Genomic DNA, 17,362 nt, shown 5'->3' on the forward strand with positions numbered 1-17,362 from the left:
GATCAGGTGATCAGAACTTGATGTCGTAAGAAGCGGTCAGCTTCACCGAACGGGGCGCGGTGTAGGACAACACCCGACCGTAGGTAGCCGAAATGTTATCACCAACCATCTGCTGCTCGTCAATCGCCGCTGCAACCTGGTTATTCAACAGATTGAACACATCCACCCGCAAGGCCAGGCCCTTCACGAAGTCGGGCTTGTAAGTCAGGTTCATGTCCAGGCGGCGGTTCCAAGGCAGGTTGCCCTTGGTGCCTCGCGGCGACGATTCAAAGGTGGCGCCACCGTCGTTGCTGCAGGTGTGGAAAGCTGCACCGTAGCCGTAGAAGTCACCATCCGAGTAGCTCAGGCAACTCTTCGGGCGACCTGCGGCCATCAGCAAGTTGGCGCCAAGAGCAAGCTCGGGCGTTACATCATAGAAACCATAAGCCTTGATCTGGTGGCGACGATCATTCGGAAGGTAGCCATAAGCGCCCGACATGATTTCCGGGAAGTCCCAAGTTTGGGTCGCGGCAACGTCGGTCTGACCAACGTCAGACAAGGTCTGACCTTCCGTGTTGCCCTTGTTCTTTGCGTAGGTGTAGGTCACCTTGCCATACCAACCATCCTTGTACGGATGTTCAGCGAACAGGTCCACAGCGAAATAGGACCGCTTTGCGGACTCAAATCCCAAATCTGCCTTGCTCAGCTTGACCTTGGTGTAGTTGCCATCACCCTTGTAATCGACCAAGAAGGTATTTGCCTTACCGGGGTTGAACGAAGCACAACCAAACGGGGCCGGATTGACGCCCACCTCGAACGGATCGCCATTGGCATCAGTAATGCCATTTTTAATCGCATATTCCGTGAACGGACGATAGTCGCATAGGTCATCGATGGTGGCAGCCAAGCGACGATACGTCACGCGAGCACCAACCGTCAGCGATTCAGAGAGCGACTTCTCGATGCCAATGGTCATTTCGTCCTGACTATTCGGAGTCAGGTCCTTCGCAGCAACCGTCTTGTAATCCTTGGCTTGGCCATACTCGTTGTTCGACGAATAGGGATCGCCCAGATCCACCCGGCCTGTTGGCGCGCCATTTGCGTCAACTCCCGTATACGTGAAGAATTGACGGGTAAACGTCGAGCGACTCGCACCGCGAACGGCCAAATGGGTAGGAATCTGCACGCCATAGCGGCCAGCAGAGCCGAAGATCTTGGTCGTCGAATCGCCAAAGGTGTCCCAAGTGAACGACAAGCGGGGATGGAAGGCATCCTTGACCTTCAGGAAAGTCTGACCATCGCCATTCTTATTTTCATACTGCTCATGCCGGATACCACCGGTGACTTGGAAGTCCTTGGTGATTTGCCACTTGTCTTCAAGGTACTGGGCACTTTGGTCCGACTGCGCGTCAGTCGTTGTCGTGAAGATCTGTTCACGACCGTAAAAGTACTTGGTGCCATCGGTCAGCCCGCCACCCGATCCCACTGAGGCATCCATGCCCGTGGGCACGAAGGCAGCATTGCTTGTTTGATAGTACGTGTAGATACCACCGCCAGCGTACGTCACGCCCGCGCCCTTTGACTTCAGGCGCACCTTGTCCAAGCCACCGCGCAACGAATGGTCGCCGAGGCGATATTCAACGTCCAAACGCAACGACTTCACCGTGTCTTCCGCGCCTGGCGCAACAAGCTGCGTGCCAAAAGCGAACGGGTAGATGTTGTTGTACGTCAGGCCTGGGGCCTCGGCGCCTTGATTCACAAATACCTGGTGAACGTTGCTGCCAACATCAACACCCGCGTATTGGTTGATATGCTGGGTTTTGCTCTGGCCGTACAGGGCCGTAAAGGTCAAATCATCGGTCCAGTAACCGGTGTACTTTAGGATTTGTGAGGCAGCACCGATGCCGTCATTGTCGGTATCGGTATTCGTGAAATTACCGGACGACACCACAGTACCGTTATGGTCGCCCGTGGCATAGTCGTAGCCCGACAGCTTGTCATTGCGGAAGTAACGATCACCAATCAGCGACAGTTCCAGGCGGTGATCGCTGGTCAGGTTCCAGTCGAATTTAGCCAGGTAGCGATCATTGACGTTATGCTTCTTTGACCAACCAGAGGTCGCAGCATTGCCGTCGTCAGCCGTCAGGTCTACGCTACCGGTATCGGAGATCAGCTTTTCGGCGGCAATGAACATGAACAACTGATCTTGGATCAGCGGGCCACCCAAGTACGCACCGAGCGAATAATCGGTCTGAGTGTTGTCGCGACGACGGCGATACAGGGTTCCGTCGGTAGGCGCATCAGGATCGGTGTCAACAGTGTGATAACCGGTTTTCGGGTAATAAATGTCACGTGCTGTGCCGCGCAGCGCATCCGGGCTCCAGCTAGCACTTACGCCACCTTCCCAGTTGTTCGTGCCGCTCTTGGTGGTGATGTTGACCACACCACCAATGGAGCGGCCGAATTCAGCGCCGAAGCCACCGGTGAGCACCGAAGCCTGGCCGATGGCGCCAAACGGCAGCTCGGAAGCGCCCAGTTGGGTCAGAGGATTGGTAACCGGAAAACCATTGATGTAATACGCGTTTTCAGAAGGGGCGCCACCGCCAAAACTGGCGCCACCTGCGTAGCGCGGGTCAGCCGTCGTGGTATTCGGTGCCAATTGAACGATGGCGTTGACGTCATGGGCAATCGGCAGCGCAGCCAGTTGCCTGGCTGTGAAGGTTGCGCCGTTCGTGCTGGAGGACACGTCAATTTGCGCGACCTTCCCAACCACTTGCACGGTTTGCGTGGCGGAGCCCTCGGCAAACAATACTTCCTTGCCTTGACCGATGGTCACTTCAACGTTGTTGCTGACGCTGACAACCTTGCCGTCGCGGTACAAGGTGACCTTGTAGACGCCGGTCGCCAGCGAGTTGGCAACGAAACGGCCAGAAGCATCAGGCGTGAATGTACGCTTGGCGCCAGTTTCGGTATTTTCCACGACCACGCTGGAGCCGGTAGCCACCGACACCTGGCCATAGATGTTGCCGGTAGCATTCGACTGAGCGAATGCCATTTCCGACATCGACATCACGCTAAGGCCGACCGCCACAGCGACAGCTGACCGCCGCCACAGGGTGGAAGAATTTTTCATTTGAGCCACTGACTTCTCTCCAGAAAGGTTGATCGATAGACCCATTTCAGAAGCAAGGCACATGCCGGTCTTGTGAAGCCATGATGTCCTCGCTCCAGGAACGTGTAAATTGATTGTCACTGAAGGTCTTTTTGGTCCCCACCCCCACAAACCCTCTTTGCAATTTTCGGTGGATTTTTGTTGCTATTTCGCTGCAACTGCCGCCTTAGCAGCGGCGTTCAGGCGGGGTACGGCGTCGATCAGACGCCTTGTATAGACATGTGCGGGGTGCTGCAGAACGGCCTCGCATGAGCCCTGCTCAACGATCCGCCCGGCCTGCATCACGGCGACCTCGTCGGCGATGTACTCGACCACGCCGATGTTGTGCGTGATGAAGAGGAATGCGACGCCGGTGTCTCGCTGCAGGTCGCGCAGCAGGTTCAGGATCTGGGCCTGCACCGAGACGTCCAGCGCAGAGGTGGGCTCGTCGCAAACGATGAGGCGCGGCTGCACCGCGAGTGCTCGGGCGATGGCTATGCGCTGGCGTTGGCCGCCCGAGAATTCGTGCGGATGGCGCGCCAGCGCTTCGGCGCGCAGGCCGACCTGGTCGGTGAGATTTAGCAGACGGGCGCGCCGCTGAGCGGCGTCCAGATCGGGCCGCAGGGCCAGCAGGCCTTCTTCGAGGATGTCGAACACCCGCATGCGCGGGTTCAGCGAGGCAAATGGGTCCTGGAAGATGATCTGGACTTCGCGGCGCGCGCGCTGCAGCGCCTGCGGGTTCATGGAGAACAGGTCCTGGCCGTCCAGCAGCGCGCGGCCCTGGGTCGTGGCCACGCGCCGCAGCAGTTGCACGACGGCCTTGCCGGTGGTCGTCTTGCCGCAGCCGCTTTCGCCCACCAAGGCCAGCGTCTGCCCTGCCCTGACCTGGAACGAGACGCCGGCGACCGCATCGAAGTGCCCGCGCACGCGTTGCAGCAGCCCGCCGCGAATGGGGTAGCGCACATGCAGTGACTGCACGTCAAGCACCACGTTGGTAGCTCCAGGGGCTTTCGTCGACGCCGAGGGGGCCACTTCGACAGCCGCCGCTGCAGGTTTAAGCTCATGGACGGCTTGTTCACGCCCCGGCGCGTACAGGATGCAACGCACCGAACGGGTGCCTGGCTGGGCCCACAGTTCGGGCCGCGTCTGGGCGCAGGCGGCTTCTGCGAGGGCGCAGCGTGGCTCGAAGCGGCAACCGTGAAAGCTTTGTGTCAGTGCGGGCACCGTTCCGGGGATTGCGGCCAAGGCCTGACCCCGGCGATGCGCATCGGGTAGTGCCCGCAACAGGGCTTGGGCATACGGGTGCTTGGGCGCGGAGAAGAAGCTTTGCGCGTCGGCGGTTTCAATGATCTGGCCGGCGTACATCAGCGCAACACGGTGAGCCATGCCGGCAACCACCGCGAGGTCGTGCGTGATCAGCAGCATGCCCAGGCCGGTCTCGGCCTGAAGTTGGCGCAGCAGGTCCAGCACCTGCGCCTGGATTGTCACGTCGAGTGCGGTGGTGGGTTCGTCGGCGACCAGGAAATCGGGCTCGGCGGCCAGCGTCATCGCAATCATCACGCGCTGCTTCTGCCCGCCGCTCATGCGGAACGGGTAGTCGTCCATGCGGCGTTCGGGCTCGGGGATGCCGACACGGCGCAGCCAGTCCAGTGCCCGTGCGCGTGCCGCGGCACCGCGCAGCGAGGTGTGCGCCTCGATGGACTCGACGATCTGGTCGCCCACGCGCATGACGGGGTTCAGGCTGGTGGACGGCTCCTGGAAGATCATGCCGATGCGGCCGCCACGCACCGCGCGCATCTGCAGTTCCGGCAGGGCCAGCGTGTCGGCCCCGTCCAGCGCCACGCTGCCGGCCACCACGCGGCCGTTGTCCGGCAGCAGCCGCATCAGTGCCAGCGCGGTCATGCTCTTGCCGCAGCCGGACTCGCCGACCAGCGCCAGCGTTTCGCCGCGCTCTATGCACAGCGTGAGTTGGTCGATGGCCTGCACCAGGCCGGCTTCCGCATCCAGCTGAACGTTCAGTTCGTCAATCTTCAACATCGATGCGCGCCTCAGGCAACGGTGGGCTTCTTGGGGACAAGCCGCACGCGGAACGCACGGGCCCGCGGGTCGAACGCATCGCGCACGCCGTCGGCAAACAGGTTGGCCGCCAGCACCAGCGTCACCATGAAGAAGAAGGCTGCGCTGAAAGACCACCAGACGACAGGGTCGCGGCTCATCTCGTTGCGGGCCAGGTTGATCATGCCGCCGAAGCTGCTGGTCGACGGGTCCACGCCCACGCCGACGTAGGTCAGCACTGCCTCGTAGAGGATCAGGTCCGAGAAGCTCAGCACGGTGGTGATCAACACCAGGTGCATCACGTTGGGCACGATGTGGCGCGCCATGATGCGCCAGTGGCTCACGCCAAAGGCGGTTGCCGCCTGAACGAAGTCCAGTTCGCGCAGTTTCAGCGTCTCGGCGCGCACCAGGCGGCACAGCGTGGCCCAGCCTGTGAGGCCGAGGATCACGCAGAGCAGGAAGGTCTTCAGGTCGGCTCGTTCCAGGCCGGTCTCGAACAGGTCGGGGTTCTTGTCCAGGAAGACCTGCACCATCAGCACGCAGGCGGCAATCAGCAACACGCTGGGCACCGAGCTGAGCGTCGTGTAGAGGTACTGGATCACCTCGTCCACCCAACCCTTGAAGTAACCTGCCAGCACGCCCAGCACGATGGCCAGCGGCAGCGTGGCCAGGGTCGACAAGGCGCCGATCACGAAGGCCGTGCGCACGCTTTTGAGCGCCAGCAGCAGCACGTCGTTGCCGGTGCGGTCGGTGCCCATCACGTGGTAACCACCGGCCAGTGCGATGACGGGCCCGATCACGGCGCAGAGCGCCATCAAGGTGGCCAGCAGCGGCCGCAGCGGCAGCGCCGTGTGACCGCGCCACAGGGCCTGCCAGGCCGGACCGAGGCCACCGTGCGCGCGGCGCAAGGTGGTAGCCAGCGCCACGGCCAGGCCCACGAATGCCAGCAGACCGATGCCAAGCCCGGCCAGCACCCGACGCGTCACGTCCCCTGCCCAGTCGCGCACCGGATCAGCCAGGTGCGCACCGCCGAACTGCAGCCGCGGATAGATGCGCTGGATCTCGCCGTTGACGGTCACCGCATCACGCGTGTGCGCGTGCGTGGCCAGCGGCGCGCTGTAGGTGGCTTCGCGGGTGGCGCGCAGGTGGCGCAAGGCCTCGTCCAGCAACGAGCTGGTGGTGGCGTCGTAGTAGACCGCCTGGCCCGTGCTCACTGTGGCCGGATTGGTTGGCAATGTCCGTCGGAAATGCGCGCTGTCCAGCAAGGTGACGAGGACAAACAGCAGCAGCACGAAGCCGGCCGACAGCGCGGCCGGATCGTGCAAAACACGCTGCCATTTGCTGCGGCTCTGCGGCAGACCGCGCAGGCGCACGGCGTAGACAGCGACCGACAGCGCCATCAGCCACAGCGCGATGTCAGTCCAGAGGATGACCAGCTTGAAACCCATGTTGCTCACTTCCTGAGGGCCCTCAAGCCAGCCGCACCCGGGGATCGACCCAGGTGTAGATCACGTCAATCAGCGCGTTCGACAGCACATACAGCAGCGCACCCAGGAAGACCATCACCCGCACAATGGCGAAGTCCTGTCCGGCGATGCCGTCGATCACGAAAGCGCCGAGTCCGGGGATGCCGAAGAAGCTCTCGAACACCAGGCTGCCGAGGAACACATACGGCAGGTATGAGCCGGCGCTGGTGATGATGGGAATCAGCGCATTGCGCAGCACATGGCGCCACAGCACCACCGCTTCCGACAGGCCCTTGGCGCGCGCGGTGCGCACGTAGTCGCGGCCCATTTCCTCCAGGAACATCACGCGGTACAGCCGGGCCTCGGTGCCCAGGCGCGACAGCAGCGACAGCAGCACCGGCAGCACCAGGAACTTGACCATGTCCAGCCCGCCCGCGTAGCCCGACAGCGGCACCAGCCGCAGCACGCGCGAGAACAGGAACTGGCCGACGATGATGTAGAACAGGCTGGAGATGGACAGCATCAGCACGCAGACCACCGTGCCCCAGAAGTCGATGCGCGAATGCCGGAAGAACACCAGCAGCAGCGCGAAGCCGGTGCTGGCGATGACCTGCAGCAGGAAGATCGGCACCGCCAGCGTCAGGCTCACGCCCATGCGGGTCTTGACCTCGTAGCCAATGTCCATGCTGCGCGCTGAATCGGAGCGGCCGAAGTCCAGCAGCATCAGCGAGATCGAGCGCTCCCACAGCACCGTGTGCGTGAGCTGCTCGGTGCCCTGTCCGGCGGCGTTCCAGTACAGCGGCTTGTCGTAGCCACGCTCGCCCTTCCACTTGTCGATCTGCACCTGCGTGACGCGCTTGCCGCCAATGTTCAAGCGCGCCATGTCGTCCGGCGTGTTGACGGTGAAGAACAGGAAGAAGGTCAGCAGATTCACACCGACCAGGATCAACACGCCATAGCTGAGCCGGCGCACCAGGTAGTTCCACATGCTGCGCTCAGCCCGGGTTGGAGGAAGTTGCCGGCGTGAGCGCACTGCCCTCGCCTGCCGTGCCACGTGCCGTGGCCAGTTCGCGCGCCTTGAAGCTGCGCCGCGCCACCCAGGCCAGCGCGACCGCCAGCAGCGCCAGCAAAGCCAGTGGCCAGTAGATCGGGTGGTTCCATTCGGCCTGCAGCTTTGCGCGCATGGCAGGGTCCACTCGGTAGTACCGCACCATGTCGCGCACCAGGATGCTGGGCTTGCCGTTGTGCACCCAGGGCTGGAAGGCCAACCCACCCCATGGGATGTAGCCGAAAGCCCAGGGGGCATCCTCTTGCGTGATCTTGTAGATCTCGTCAACCACCTGCTGCTTGCGCGGCCCGTCATCCAGTGACTGCAGCTCGCGGAACAGCTTGTCGAAGGCCGGGTTCTCGTAGTTCGCGGTGTTTTCGCCCTGGGTCTTGGACTTGGCGTTGGGCCCGTAGAGCAGGAACAGGAAGTTCTCGGCGTCCGGGTAGTCGGCCAGCCAGCCGGCCCAGAACAGCTGGTGCTTGCCCTTGAGGGTCTTGTCCTGAAACTGGTTGAAGTCGGTCGCGCGAATCTCCAGCTGAATGCCCAGCTTGGCGAACTGCCGCACCATCCAGTCGTTCTCGGCCTTGAACTCGGGCGTGACCACGCGCTGGAAGTCGTAGTTCAGCACCAGCGGCTTGCCGGTGATGGCGTCGCGACCGCCGGGGTAGCCGGCTTCGGCCAGCAACTGCTTCGCATCTTCGATTGAGCGCCGTACCGGCTTGCCGTCGACCAGCTTGTGCGTCACAGGGTTGTAGAAGCCGGGTTGGCCCTCGTGCGAGCCGAACACGCCTGGCGGGATCGGGCCCATCGCCGCCACGCCGCCCTTGTGCTTGAAGATGCGGCCATAGCCCTCTTCCCAGTCGATGGCAATGGAGACCGCCTGGCGCAGCTTGCGGTGCTTGATGACTTCTTCCGGCGTGCCGCCGGTGCCGACCACCGGGTCCAGCATATTGAAGCCCACATACCAGTTGGTGATGTCGGTGCTGAGCGGGAACTGGAAGCCGCGGGCCTCGTACTCCTGCTTCACCGCGTCGGACTCTTCCATGTCGTTGCGGAAGTCCACGCCCCATTCGGGCCGCTCGATCTCGGGCATGTCCAGGTAGCCCTGGCGGAACTTGCCCTTGCGCCCTTCCTTTTCCTTTTCCATCTGCACGTAAAGCGTGTCGATGAACGGCAGGCGCTTGCCGCAGTCGTCCAGCAGGCCAGCGGCCTTGTCTTCGGGTTGGCCTTCGCAGGGGTAGAAGTCGTCGGCCCGGTAGTTCGGGTTGCGCTTCATCACGTGCAGGCGATCACGCTCGAACGTGGTCATCATGAACGGGCCCGAGCCCACCGGCCACTGGTTCAGCGACAGGCCGTTTTCGGTCATGCCGGGCTGAGAGTAGAAGGCGTCTGCCTCCCACGGCAGCGGCGCGACGAAGGGCAGCGCCATCCAGTAGTTCCACTGCGGGTACTTGCCCTTCAGGCGAATCCGCAGTGTGTACTTGTCCAGCGCCTGAGCCCCCGCCAGTGGCCATTTGCGGAAGTCCAGGAAGGGCTTGTCCTGCAGGTCTTCCGGCAGTCCGGCCAGCAGCTTGGCGTCCTCCTTCTTGATCAGCTCGGCATAGTCCTTCAGGCCCAGCACATACTCGGCGAAGACCGCGAAAACCGGCGCTTCGATGCGTGTCGTTGCATGGCGCTTCAAGGTGTAGACGAAGTCCTCGGCTTCCACCTCGCGGGTGTCCAGGTGCTCGAATTCCCAGGGCGAATGCTTCTCGCCGACCTGGGCACGCGTCATGTGGTGGTACAGGTACTGCCCTTGCGCATCCTTGGCGAAGGCCGGATGCGGCGCGTAGCGCATGCCGTGGCGGATGGGAATGTCGTAGACGCTCTCAGCGATCTGCTCGGCGGCAGCGTCGGCCGGCAACTCGTGGCCGGCGGCGTCCAGGTAGCGCGGCTTGACGACCTTGGCGGCGGCCTTGCCCTCCAGCTCATACGGCCGCTTCAGATAGTGGTACCCGTAAAGCGGCTCGTAGATGGCCATCGTGAAGGCCGACTCCGGATTGGAGTACGAGGCGACCGGGTCCAGGTAGCGCGGGGAGCGCTCCTCAAAGGCATAAAACAGCGTGTTCTCTTTTTCCGCGCCCAGCGGAAAGGGGCTGTTGCCACAGGCGGTCAAACTGGCCAAAGCGGCGGCGGCCATCGTCGCCTGCACGCCCAGCACCACCCAGCGCCAAACTGCGGCGCCCAACACACCGCGCATGCGGTCACTCCTTCAAGCACGCACGGCAGCATCGATGACCACGCACGCACGCACAAAACACAAGCCTCCCGTCAGGCGCACTTTTGGTGCACCCAAACGCGAGGCGAAGCGAAAATTCTAGGCACCGTCGCGGTGCCTGCCGCTCAGGGTTTACCGAGGGGCAACGCGGCGGACCGGCTGACGCAACGCAGCGTCAGTGCCAACCGATGAGCACGTCCCGTGCCTGCACCAGCAGCTGGACTTTGCGGCCCATCGGCATCGTCACCTTGGTCGGCACATGCCCGAATGGCAGCCCGGTCAGGACCGGCGTCTTCGTGACCTCGCGCAGGTAGGCGACGACGGTCTTCAGGTTGTAGCCGCGGTCCATCGGCGACTTGCGCCAGTCGCTGAATGCCCCCAGTACCACCGCCTTCTGCGCGGCCAGCACGCCCGCCTGGTGCAGCTGCAGCAGCATGCGCTCGACCCGGTACGGATGTTCGGCCACGTCTTCCAGGAACAGGATGCCGCCCTTGACCTTGGGCCAGTGCCGGGTGCCCAGCAGCGAGCACAGCACCGTCAGGTTGCCACCCCACAGCACACCCTTCTCGGCCAAGCCATCGAAGCCGGCCTCGGTGCGAAAGCCGATGGCCTCCAGCTCTCCACTCATGGCTTCGTTGAAACAATCCGGCGTGACCTCGTCCAGTTCGTCGCGGCCAAAGTCATCGGTCGCCATCGGGCCGCACCAGCTGGCGGCGCCGGTGTGAGCCAGCAAGCCCATCTGCAGCGCGGTCAGGTCGCTGTAGCCGACCCAGCGCGTGCCCTGCTCGGCTGCCTTGGCCAGCAGCGCCCAGTCCAGCCGGTCCAGCAGCCGCGTCATGCCATAACCGCCGCGCGTGGCCATGGCGACCGACGGCGCTTCTTCGGCAATGCGGTGCAGCGTTGCTAGGCGGAAGTCGTCGTCGCCGGCAAAGCGCTGGTGCTTGGCCAGCGCGCTGGCGTCCACCGTCACCTGGTAGCCCATGCCCTTCAGCCGCCTGGCGGCCAGCTTCACCGCGGCGCTCTTCAGCACCACGCCGGCGGGCGAATAGATCGTCAGCGTGGAAGGTGAGGTGTGCACGTGGTGATGGTCGTGTCCATGTTCGTCGTGGTCGTGCCCGTGGTCGTGCGCCGCCTGGTCGGCATGCGGGGTCTTCTTCTTGGCGGCGCTCATGGGCGGTTCCTGTCGGGTTCGGTGAATTCGGGCATGTCGTCGGCGCCGGGCGGCGGCGTGAGCACCCATTCGGTGGCCTCGCCCGTCGGAATGACAGGCTCAGGCGCTGTTTCTGGTGCGGACCGAGGCGGGCTGAACAAAGCAGCGCGCGCTGCGGCGGCCGGTGACTGCGTGCTTTCGGCGTCGGCTTGGTCGGCTGCGCGCAAGGCCTTCTGTTGGGCGCGGCGTTCGGCAAAAAACTCGCGCAACACCTGGCCACAGGCCTCGCCCAACACACCGCCCTGCAGCGCCGTGTGGTGGTTCAGCTGCGGCTGAGCAAACAGGTCGACCACCGAGCCGGCGGCACCGGTCTTGGGATCCCGGGCACCAAACACCACGCGCTTGAAGCGGGCGTGCATCAGCGCCATCGCGCACATTGCGCAGGGCTCCAGGGTCACGTAGATCTCGCACTCGGGCAGCCGGTAGTTCTCCAGCAGCTGTGCGGCGTGGCGCAGCGCCACCAGCTCGGCATGCGCCGTCGGGTCGTGGGTGGTGATCGGCCGGTTGTAGCCGGTGGCAATCACCTGTCCATCGCGCAGGATGACGGCGCCCACTGGCACCTCGCCGACCAGCCAGGCGTTATGCGCCTGGTCCAGCGCCAGTCGCATCGCATTTTCGTCGGCCGGGGTGATCGCCGTGCCGGGGGATGCGGAAAACTCGCTCATGGGATCTTTGGGGGCTGCGTGGCCGGCTTTACAAACTCAAGCAACGGGTTTGAGGGGCCAGCGCCCCAGCACGAAGTACACGCTCTGGCCGATGAGGCTGTGCACTAGCACCAGTTCCTTCGCCTGCCAGCTCACAGGCTCGAAGGGCTGCTGCGGCACGGTCTTCAGGTCATAGGCCAACGTCATGTGCGGCGTGAAGCGCTTTTCAACCTCGCGCGCCAGCCCGGCATGTGCCATGCGCACGCCGACCTCACGTTGCAGCGAAATCACGCCAGACAGGTTCTCTTCGCTGCCCACCAGCACAAACGGCGGGTTGCTGCTGTACTTGCCGAAGCTCATCACGCTGTCGAAGCTCAGTGCAAAAGACGGGTGCACCAGCGTTTCGCCAGCCTGCCTGGCCCGGTTCACCATCAGTTCCGGTACTTCGGGAAAGTCACCCAGGTGATGCAGCGTGATGTGCAGCCGGTTCTCGCCGATGGGCCGGCCGCGTACGCCGTGCGCCATGCGCAGCTCAGCGCCGAACTGGAACAGGCGCGCGGCGTCCTGCTCGTCCGGCATCAGCGCGAAAAACAGCCGGTTCAGCGCGGGCTTGGCCACTGGCGCATCACCCAGCAAGGACATCTGCTCGAAACCGTCGTTGCCCATTTCCATGCCTCCCATGCATGCGTGGCTGGTGCGCGCGCGCCATCAAGCCATCAGGGCTTCTCGCCTTCGGCGTCGGCCCGTTCCAGGGCCTGCTGATGCAGAAGCGTCGCGGCGTCAATTTGCTTGCCGACCTCATTGGCCACCTGGCCAGGTGGCACCTGCCGCACGGCCTGGCCGTCGGTGACGGGCACCGTCACCGGCACGGCGACAGGCGTCTTCAGCCGCTCACGCACCAGCCAGCCGGCACCCAGCAGCGCGATCAACACCACGATCAGTCCCGCACCCCGCATCAGTTCACTCCCACTCGATGGTTGCCGGCGGCTTGCTCGACACGTCGTAGGTGACACGGTTGATGCCGCGCACTTCGTTGATGATGCGGCCTGAGACCTTCTTCAGCAGGCTGTACGGCAGCTCGGCCCAGTCGGCCGTCATGAAGTCGCTGGTCTGCACGGCACGCAACGCGACCACGTAGTCATAGGTGCGGCCGTCGCCCATCACGCCCACGCTCTTGACGGGCAGGAACACGGTGAAGGCCTGGCTGGTCAGCTCATACCAGTTCTTGCCGCTTGCCGGGTCCACCGCGGCGCGCAGTTCCTCGATGAAGATCGCATCGGCGCGTTGCAGCAGCGTGACGTACTCGGGCTTCACTTCGCCCAGCACCCGCACGCCCAGGCCTGGGCCGGGGAACGGGTGGCGGTAGACCATGTCGTGCGGCAGGCCAAGGGCCACGCCCAGCTCGCGCACTTCGTCCTTGAACAGCTCGCGCAGCGGCTCCAGCAGCTTCAGGCCCAGCTGTTCCGGCAAGCCGCCTACGTTGTGGTGGCTCTTGATCGTGACGGCCTTCTTGGTCTTGGTGCCGCCGCTCTCGACCACGTCCGGGTAGATCGTGCCCTGGGCCAGCCACTTGGCACCTTTGGCCGAGGCATCGGCGGCCTTCAGCTTGGCGGCTTCGGCCTTGAAAACCTCGACAAACTCGCGGCCGATGATCTTGCGTTTCTGCTCAGGGTCGGTCACGCCGGCCAGGTGGCCAAGGAACTGCGCGCTGGCGTCCACGTGCACCACCTTCGCATGCAGCCGGCCGGCGAACATCTCCATCACCATGCGGCCTTCGTTCAGGCGCAGCAGGCCGTGGTCGACAAACACGCAGGTCAGCTGGTCGCCGATGGCGCGGTGGATGAGCGCAGCAGCCACGGAGGAATCCACGCCGCCGGACAAGCCGAGGATGACTTCTTCGTCTCCGACCTGCTCGCGAATGCGCGCCACGGCTTCGTCGACGTAGCTGTCCATCACCCAGTCGGCCTTGGCCTTGGCGATTTCCAGCACGAATCGGTTCAGCAATTCGCGGCCCTTCACGGTGTGCGTCACTTCCGGGTGGAACTGCACGCCGTAATAGCCGCGGCTTTCGTCGGCCATGCCGGCGATCGGGCAGCTGGGCGTGCTGGCCATCAGCTTGAAGCCAGGCGGCAGCGCCGTGACCTTGTCGCCATGACTCATCCAGACCTTCAGCATGCCGTGGCCCTCAGCCGTGCTGAAGTCTTCGATGCCTTGCAGCAGCGCTGTGTGGCCATGCGCGCGAACCTCGGCATAGCCGAACTCGCGGTGATCGGCCGGCTCCACTTCACCGCCCTGCTGCACCGCCATCGCGAACATGCCGTAGCAGATGCCCAGCACCGGCACGCCCAGGTCCCACACGGCCTGCGGCGCCCGCAGTTCGTGGTCCTCGTAGGTGCTGGCGTGGCTGCCCGACAGGATGATGCCCTTGGGTGCGAACTCGCGGATGAAATCGTCCGACACGTCGTTCGGGTGGATCTCGCAGAACACGTTGGCTTCGCGCACACGGCGTGCGATCAGCTGGGTGACCTGGGAGCCGAAATCGAGGATCAGGATCTTGTCGTGCATGGCGTTCAAAGGACGGAAAAGATTCGGGGGAATGTGTGGGCTCTCAGGCCGAAGCAGGGGCTTCGCGGCTTGCAGCGCGGCGCACGCGCGAAAAGTGCACCACAGCCATCACGGTGGCCAGGGCCTGCAGCAGCGCGCAGAGGTAGTAAGGCGCGCCAATGCGCCAGTCGCCGCGCGGCAGGTGGGCGACCTCCTTCAACAGCAAGGGGCCGATGACCGGCGCGAGCACCATCATCAGGCTGGACAGGCCGGACACCGCGCCCATGGTCTGGCCCTGGGACTTGGGGTCGGCAGCGTTCGAGACCAGGCTTTGCAGCGTGGTGGCAGCCGCGAAGCCGAAGACGTTGGCGGCGATCACCGCATACATCATCCAGCCCTCGGTGGCCGCGCCCCAGCCGGCATAGCACAGCGATGAAGAGATCAGCCCGACGATGGCCAGCTTCTCCAGCGGCATCCACTTGGTGAAGCGGCCGATCAGCACGCCCTGCACCAGCACCGACATCACGCCCACCGCAAACAGCGAGGCGCCGATCTGCTCCGGGTCCCAGCCGAACTTCAGCTCGGTGTAGAGCGCCCAGGTGGTGTGCAGGATGAACTGGGCGAGCGAGGCAAAGGCAATGACGATCAGCAGCGCGCCAATGCCCTTCAGTTCCATCAGGTGCCTCAAGGAACCGACAGGGTTGACCTTCTTCCAGCTGAAGGGCTGGCGCCGTTCCGGCGGCAGCGATTCAGGCAGCACGAAAAAGCCGTACAGCCAGTTGCAGAGCGCCAGCGTGCCGGCCACAAAGAAGGGCAGCCGCAGGTTGATGCCGCCCAGCAGCCCACCAATCACCGGCCCGAGGATGAAGCCCAGGCCGAACATCGCGCCCAACATGCCGTAGCGCTTGGCTCGATCTTCGGGCGGCGTGATATCGGCCACGTAGGCGTTGGCGACGGCCGCATTGGCCTGCATCGCACCGCTGAACAGGCGCACCGCCACCAGCATCCAGTACTCGGTGGCCAGCGCCGTGCCGAAGAAGCTGACTGCCAGGCCGCTGAAGCCCATCAGCAGCACAGGCCTGCGGCCGAAGCGGTCCGAGAGTGCCCCCAGGATGGGCGAGCCAATGAAGTTGGCGAAGGCAAAGGCCATTGCCACGGTCGCGTAGGCGCCCACCTGTTCGGTCGGCGTGCGCGCAAAGGTGCCCACGAGCTTGGGCAGCACCGGAATGATCAGCCCGATCGAGATCATGTCGATCAGCACCGTCAGCATGATGAACGGCATGGCAGCCGCTCGCTGTGGCTTGCCGTCTGGGTTCATGGGGGCGGTGTGGCCGGAAGGCTCGCTAGCGGGCATCTTGAAACGGGAGCGGTTTCAGAAAACGCTACGCCCGGCCGAAGCCGGGCGCAGCAGCGGTCATCGCCGGGAATTTACTCGGCGCGGTAGTTCGGCGCTTCCTTGGTGATCTGCACGTCGTGCACATGGCTCTCGCGGATGCCGGCCGAGGTGATCTCGACGAACTCGGCACGCTCGCGCATGTCGTCAATGGTCGCGCAACCGCAGTAGCCCATCGAGGCGCGCAGGCCGCCGGCCATCTGGAAGATGATCGAGACCATCGAACCCTTGTAGGGCACGCGGCCTTCGATGCCTTCGGGCACCAGCTTGTCGGCGTTCGGGTTGCTGGTCTCGTCGGCTTCCTGGAAGTAGCGGTCGGCCGAACCAGCCTTCATCGCGCCGATCGAGCCCATGCCGCGATAGCTCTTGTAGCTGCGGCCCTGGTACAGGATCACCTCGCCCGGCGCTTCTTCGGTGCCGGCGAACATGCCGCCCATCATCACCGTGCTGGCGCCGGCCGCAATGGCCTTGGAGATGTCGCCCGAGTAGCGCACGCCACCATCCGCGATCAGCGGCACGCCGGTGCCACGCAGCGCAGTCGCCACGTTGTCGATCGCGGTGATCTGCGGCACGCCGACGCCGGCGACGATGCGGGTGGTGCAGATCGAACCCGGGCCGATGCCGACCTTCACGCCGTCGGCGCCGGCTTCGGCCAGTGCCAAGGCCGCGGAGCCGGTGGCAATGTTGCCGCCGATCACGTCGATGTGCGGATAGTTCTTCTTGACCCAGCGCACGCGCTCGATCACGCCGGCCGAGTGGCCGTGCGCGGTATCGACCACCAACGCGTCCACGCCGGCCTTGACCAGCAGTTCAACGCGTTCTTCGGTGCCGTCACCCACGCCAACCGCGGCGCCAACGCGCAGCTTGCCTTGGGCATCGCGCGCAGCGTTCGGGAAGCTGGTCTGCTTGGTGATGTCTTTCACCGTGAACAGGCCGCGCAACTCGGAGGCGTCGTTCAGCACCAAAACGCGTTCGAGCTTGTGCTGGTGCATCAGCGCCTTGGCTTCCGCCAGCGTGGCACCTTCGCGCACCGTGATCAGCCGCTCGCGCGGCGTCATGATCTCGCGCACCGGGGCTTCGAGCCGGGTTTCGAAACGCAGGTCACGGCCGGTGATGATGCCCACCACGCGACCGTCTTCAACGACCGGGAAACCCGAGATGCCGTGGGCGCGGGAGAGCTCGATCACGTCGCGCACACGGGCGCCAGGGGCGATGGTGATCGGGTCCTTCAGCAGGCCCGACTCATAGCGCTTGACCCGCGCCACCTCGGCGGCCTGTTGCTTGGGCGGCAGGTTCTTGTGCACGATACCGATGCCACCTTCTTGCGCGATGGCAATCGCCAGGCGGGCTTCGGTCACGGTGTCCATCGCCGCTGAAACCAGCGGCAGGTTCAGCACGATGTTGCGGGAAAAGTGGGTGGCCAGCGAAGTGTCTCGCGGCAGCACCTGAGAGAAGGCCGGGACCAACAACACATCGTCGAAGGTCAGCGCTTTGCCTAGAAGGCGCATGAGGAAAGCTCCAGACGCAAAAGCGGATTATACGGAAAGACCGGACACGCGTCACGGTGCGGCTTCGCGTGCCCGCACAAGCCGCCGCGGCCCCGCCCGCCTTTCAG

At 64.0% G+C, this 17,362-nt stretch carries 12 protein-coding genes; all 12 read right to left on the reverse strand.

The window, feature by feature from the left end; translation table 11 throughout:
- Positions 1-10 precede the first annotated feature (10 nt).
- Positions 11-3,175, reverse strand: a complete 3,165-nt coding sequence (locus AC3WR5_RS22370) for a TonB-dependent receptor (RefSeq protein WP_492487267.1) — start codon at positions 3,173-3,175, stop codon at positions 11-13.
- A 120-nt stretch (positions 3,176-3,295) separates the two neighbouring features.
- Positions 3,296-5,167: an ABC transporter ATP-binding protein gene (locus tag AC3WR5_RS22375; protein WP_492487269.1), complete on the reverse strand. Its 1,872-nt coding sequence runs from the start codon at positions 5,165-5,167 to the stop codon at positions 3,296-3,298.
- Between the two features lie 11 nt (positions 5,168-5,178).
- On the reverse strand, positions 5,179-6,633 hold the full coding sequence (locus AC3WR5_RS22380; protein WP_492487270.1) for an ABC transporter permease: 1,455 nt from the start codon (positions 6,631-6,633) through the stop codon (positions 5,179-5,181).
- A gap of 22 nt (positions 6,634-6,655) precedes the next feature.
- Positions 6,656-7,639, reverse strand: a complete 984-nt coding sequence (locus AC3WR5_RS22385) for an ABC transporter permease (RefSeq protein WP_492487271.1) — start codon at positions 7,637-7,639, stop codon at positions 6,656-6,658.
- Positions 7,640-7,646: 7 nt separating this feature from the next.
- Positions 7,647-9,938: an ABC transporter substrate-binding protein gene (locus tag AC3WR5_RS22390; RefSeq protein WP_492487273.1), complete on the reverse strand. Its 2,292-nt coding sequence runs from the start codon at positions 9,936-9,938 to the stop codon at positions 7,647-7,649.
- 193 nt (positions 9,939-10,131) lie between these two features.
- A complete protein-coding gene (locus tag AC3WR5_RS22395) occupies positions 10,132-11,127 on the reverse strand; it encodes an LD-carboxypeptidase (protein WP_492487274.1) in 996 nt (331 codons plus the stop codon).
- Complete coding sequence (tadA, locus tag AC3WR5_RS22400; RefSeq protein ID WP_492487275.1) at positions 11,124-11,831, reverse strand: tRNA adenosine(34) deaminase TadA; 708 nt, start codon at positions 11,829-11,831, stop codon at positions 11,124-11,126. The genes AC3WR5_RS22395 and tadA overlap by 4 nt, the downstream gene beginning before the upstream one ends.
- A gap of 36 nt (positions 11,832-11,867) precedes the next feature.
- Positions 11,868-12,482 carry a 2'-5' RNA ligase family protein gene (locus AC3WR5_RS22405; RefSeq protein WP_492487276.1) on the reverse strand — a complete coding sequence of 205 codons (615 nt, stop codon included), beginning with the start codon at positions 12,480-12,482 and terminating at the stop codon, positions 11,868-11,870.
- A gap of 44 nt (positions 12,483-12,526) precedes the next feature.
- A complete protein-coding gene (locus AC3WR5_RS22410) occupies positions 12,527-12,766 on the reverse strand; it encodes a hypothetical protein (RefSeq protein ID WP_492487278.1) in 240 nt (79 codons plus the stop codon).
- A 4-nt stretch (positions 12,767-12,770) separates the two neighbouring features.
- Positions 12,771-14,375 carry a glutamine-hydrolyzing GMP synthase gene (gene guaA, locus AC3WR5_RS22415; protein WP_492487279.1) on the reverse strand — a complete coding sequence of 535 codons (1,605 nt, stop codon included), beginning with the start codon at positions 14,373-14,375 and terminating at the stop codon, positions 12,771-12,773.
- 43 nt (positions 14,376-14,418) lie between these two features.
- Positions 14,419-15,672, reverse strand: a complete 1,254-nt coding sequence (locus AC3WR5_RS22420; protein ID WP_492487280.1) for an MFS transporter — start codon at positions 15,670-15,672, stop codon at positions 14,419-14,421.
- 110 nt (positions 15,673-15,782) lie between these two features.
- Positions 15,783-17,255, reverse strand: coding sequence for an IMP dehydrogenase (gene guaB, locus AC3WR5_RS22425; RefSeq protein WP_141285858.1), 1,473 nt, complete (start codon positions 17,253-17,255; stop codon positions 15,783-15,785).
- Positions 17,256-17,362 lie beyond the last annotated feature (107 nt).

The sequence above is a fragment of the Ideonella sp. FW305-24 genome, from assembly GCF_058788035.1.

Coding starts and splice junctions, on each gene's coding strand:
- AC3WR5_RS22370 (WP_492487267.1), bottom strand. CDS start 3,175: ATGTGCCTTGCTTCTGAAATGGGTCTATCGATCAACCTTTCTGGAGAG.
- AC3WR5_RS22375 (WP_492487269.1), bottom strand. CDS start 5,167: ATGTTGAAGATTGACGAACTGAACGTTCAGCTGGATGCGGAAGCCGGC.
- AC3WR5_RS22380 (WP_492487270.1), bottom strand. CDS start 6,633: ATGGGTTTCAAGCTGGTCATCCTCTGGACTGACATCGCGCTGTGGCTG.
- AC3WR5_RS22385 (WP_492487271.1), bottom strand. CDS start 7,639: ATGTGGAACTACCTGGTGCGCCGGCTCAGCTATGGCGTGTTGATCCTG.
- AC3WR5_RS22390 (WP_492487273.1), bottom strand. CDS start 9,938: ATGCGCGGTGTGTTGGGCGCCGCAGTTTGGCGCTGGGTGGTGCTGGGC.
- AC3WR5_RS22395 (WP_492487274.1), bottom strand. CDS start 11,127: ATGAGCGCCGCCAAGAAGAAGACCCCGCATGCCGACCAGGCGGCGCAC.
- tadA (WP_492487275.1), bottom strand. CDS start 11,831: ATGAGCGAGTTTTCCGCATCCCCCGGCACGGCGATCACCCCGGCCGAC.
- AC3WR5_RS22405 (WP_492487276.1), bottom strand. CDS start 12,482: ATGGAAATGGGCAACGACGGTTTCGAGCAGATGTCCTTGCTGGGTGAT.
- AC3WR5_RS22410 (WP_492487278.1), bottom strand. CDS start 12,766: ATGCGGGGTGCGGGACTGATCGTGGTGTTGATCGCGCTGCTGGGTGCC.
- guaA (WP_492487279.1), bottom strand. CDS start 14,375: ATGCACGACAAGATCCTGATCCTCGATTTCGGCTCCCAGGTCACCCAG.
- AC3WR5_RS22420 (WP_492487280.1), bottom strand. CDS start 15,672: ATGAACCCAGACGGCAAGCCACAGCGAGCGGCTGCCATGCCGTTCATC.
- guaB (WP_141285858.1), bottom strand. CDS start 17,255: ATGCGCCTTCTAGGCAAAGCGCTGACCTTCGACGATGTGTTGTTGGTC.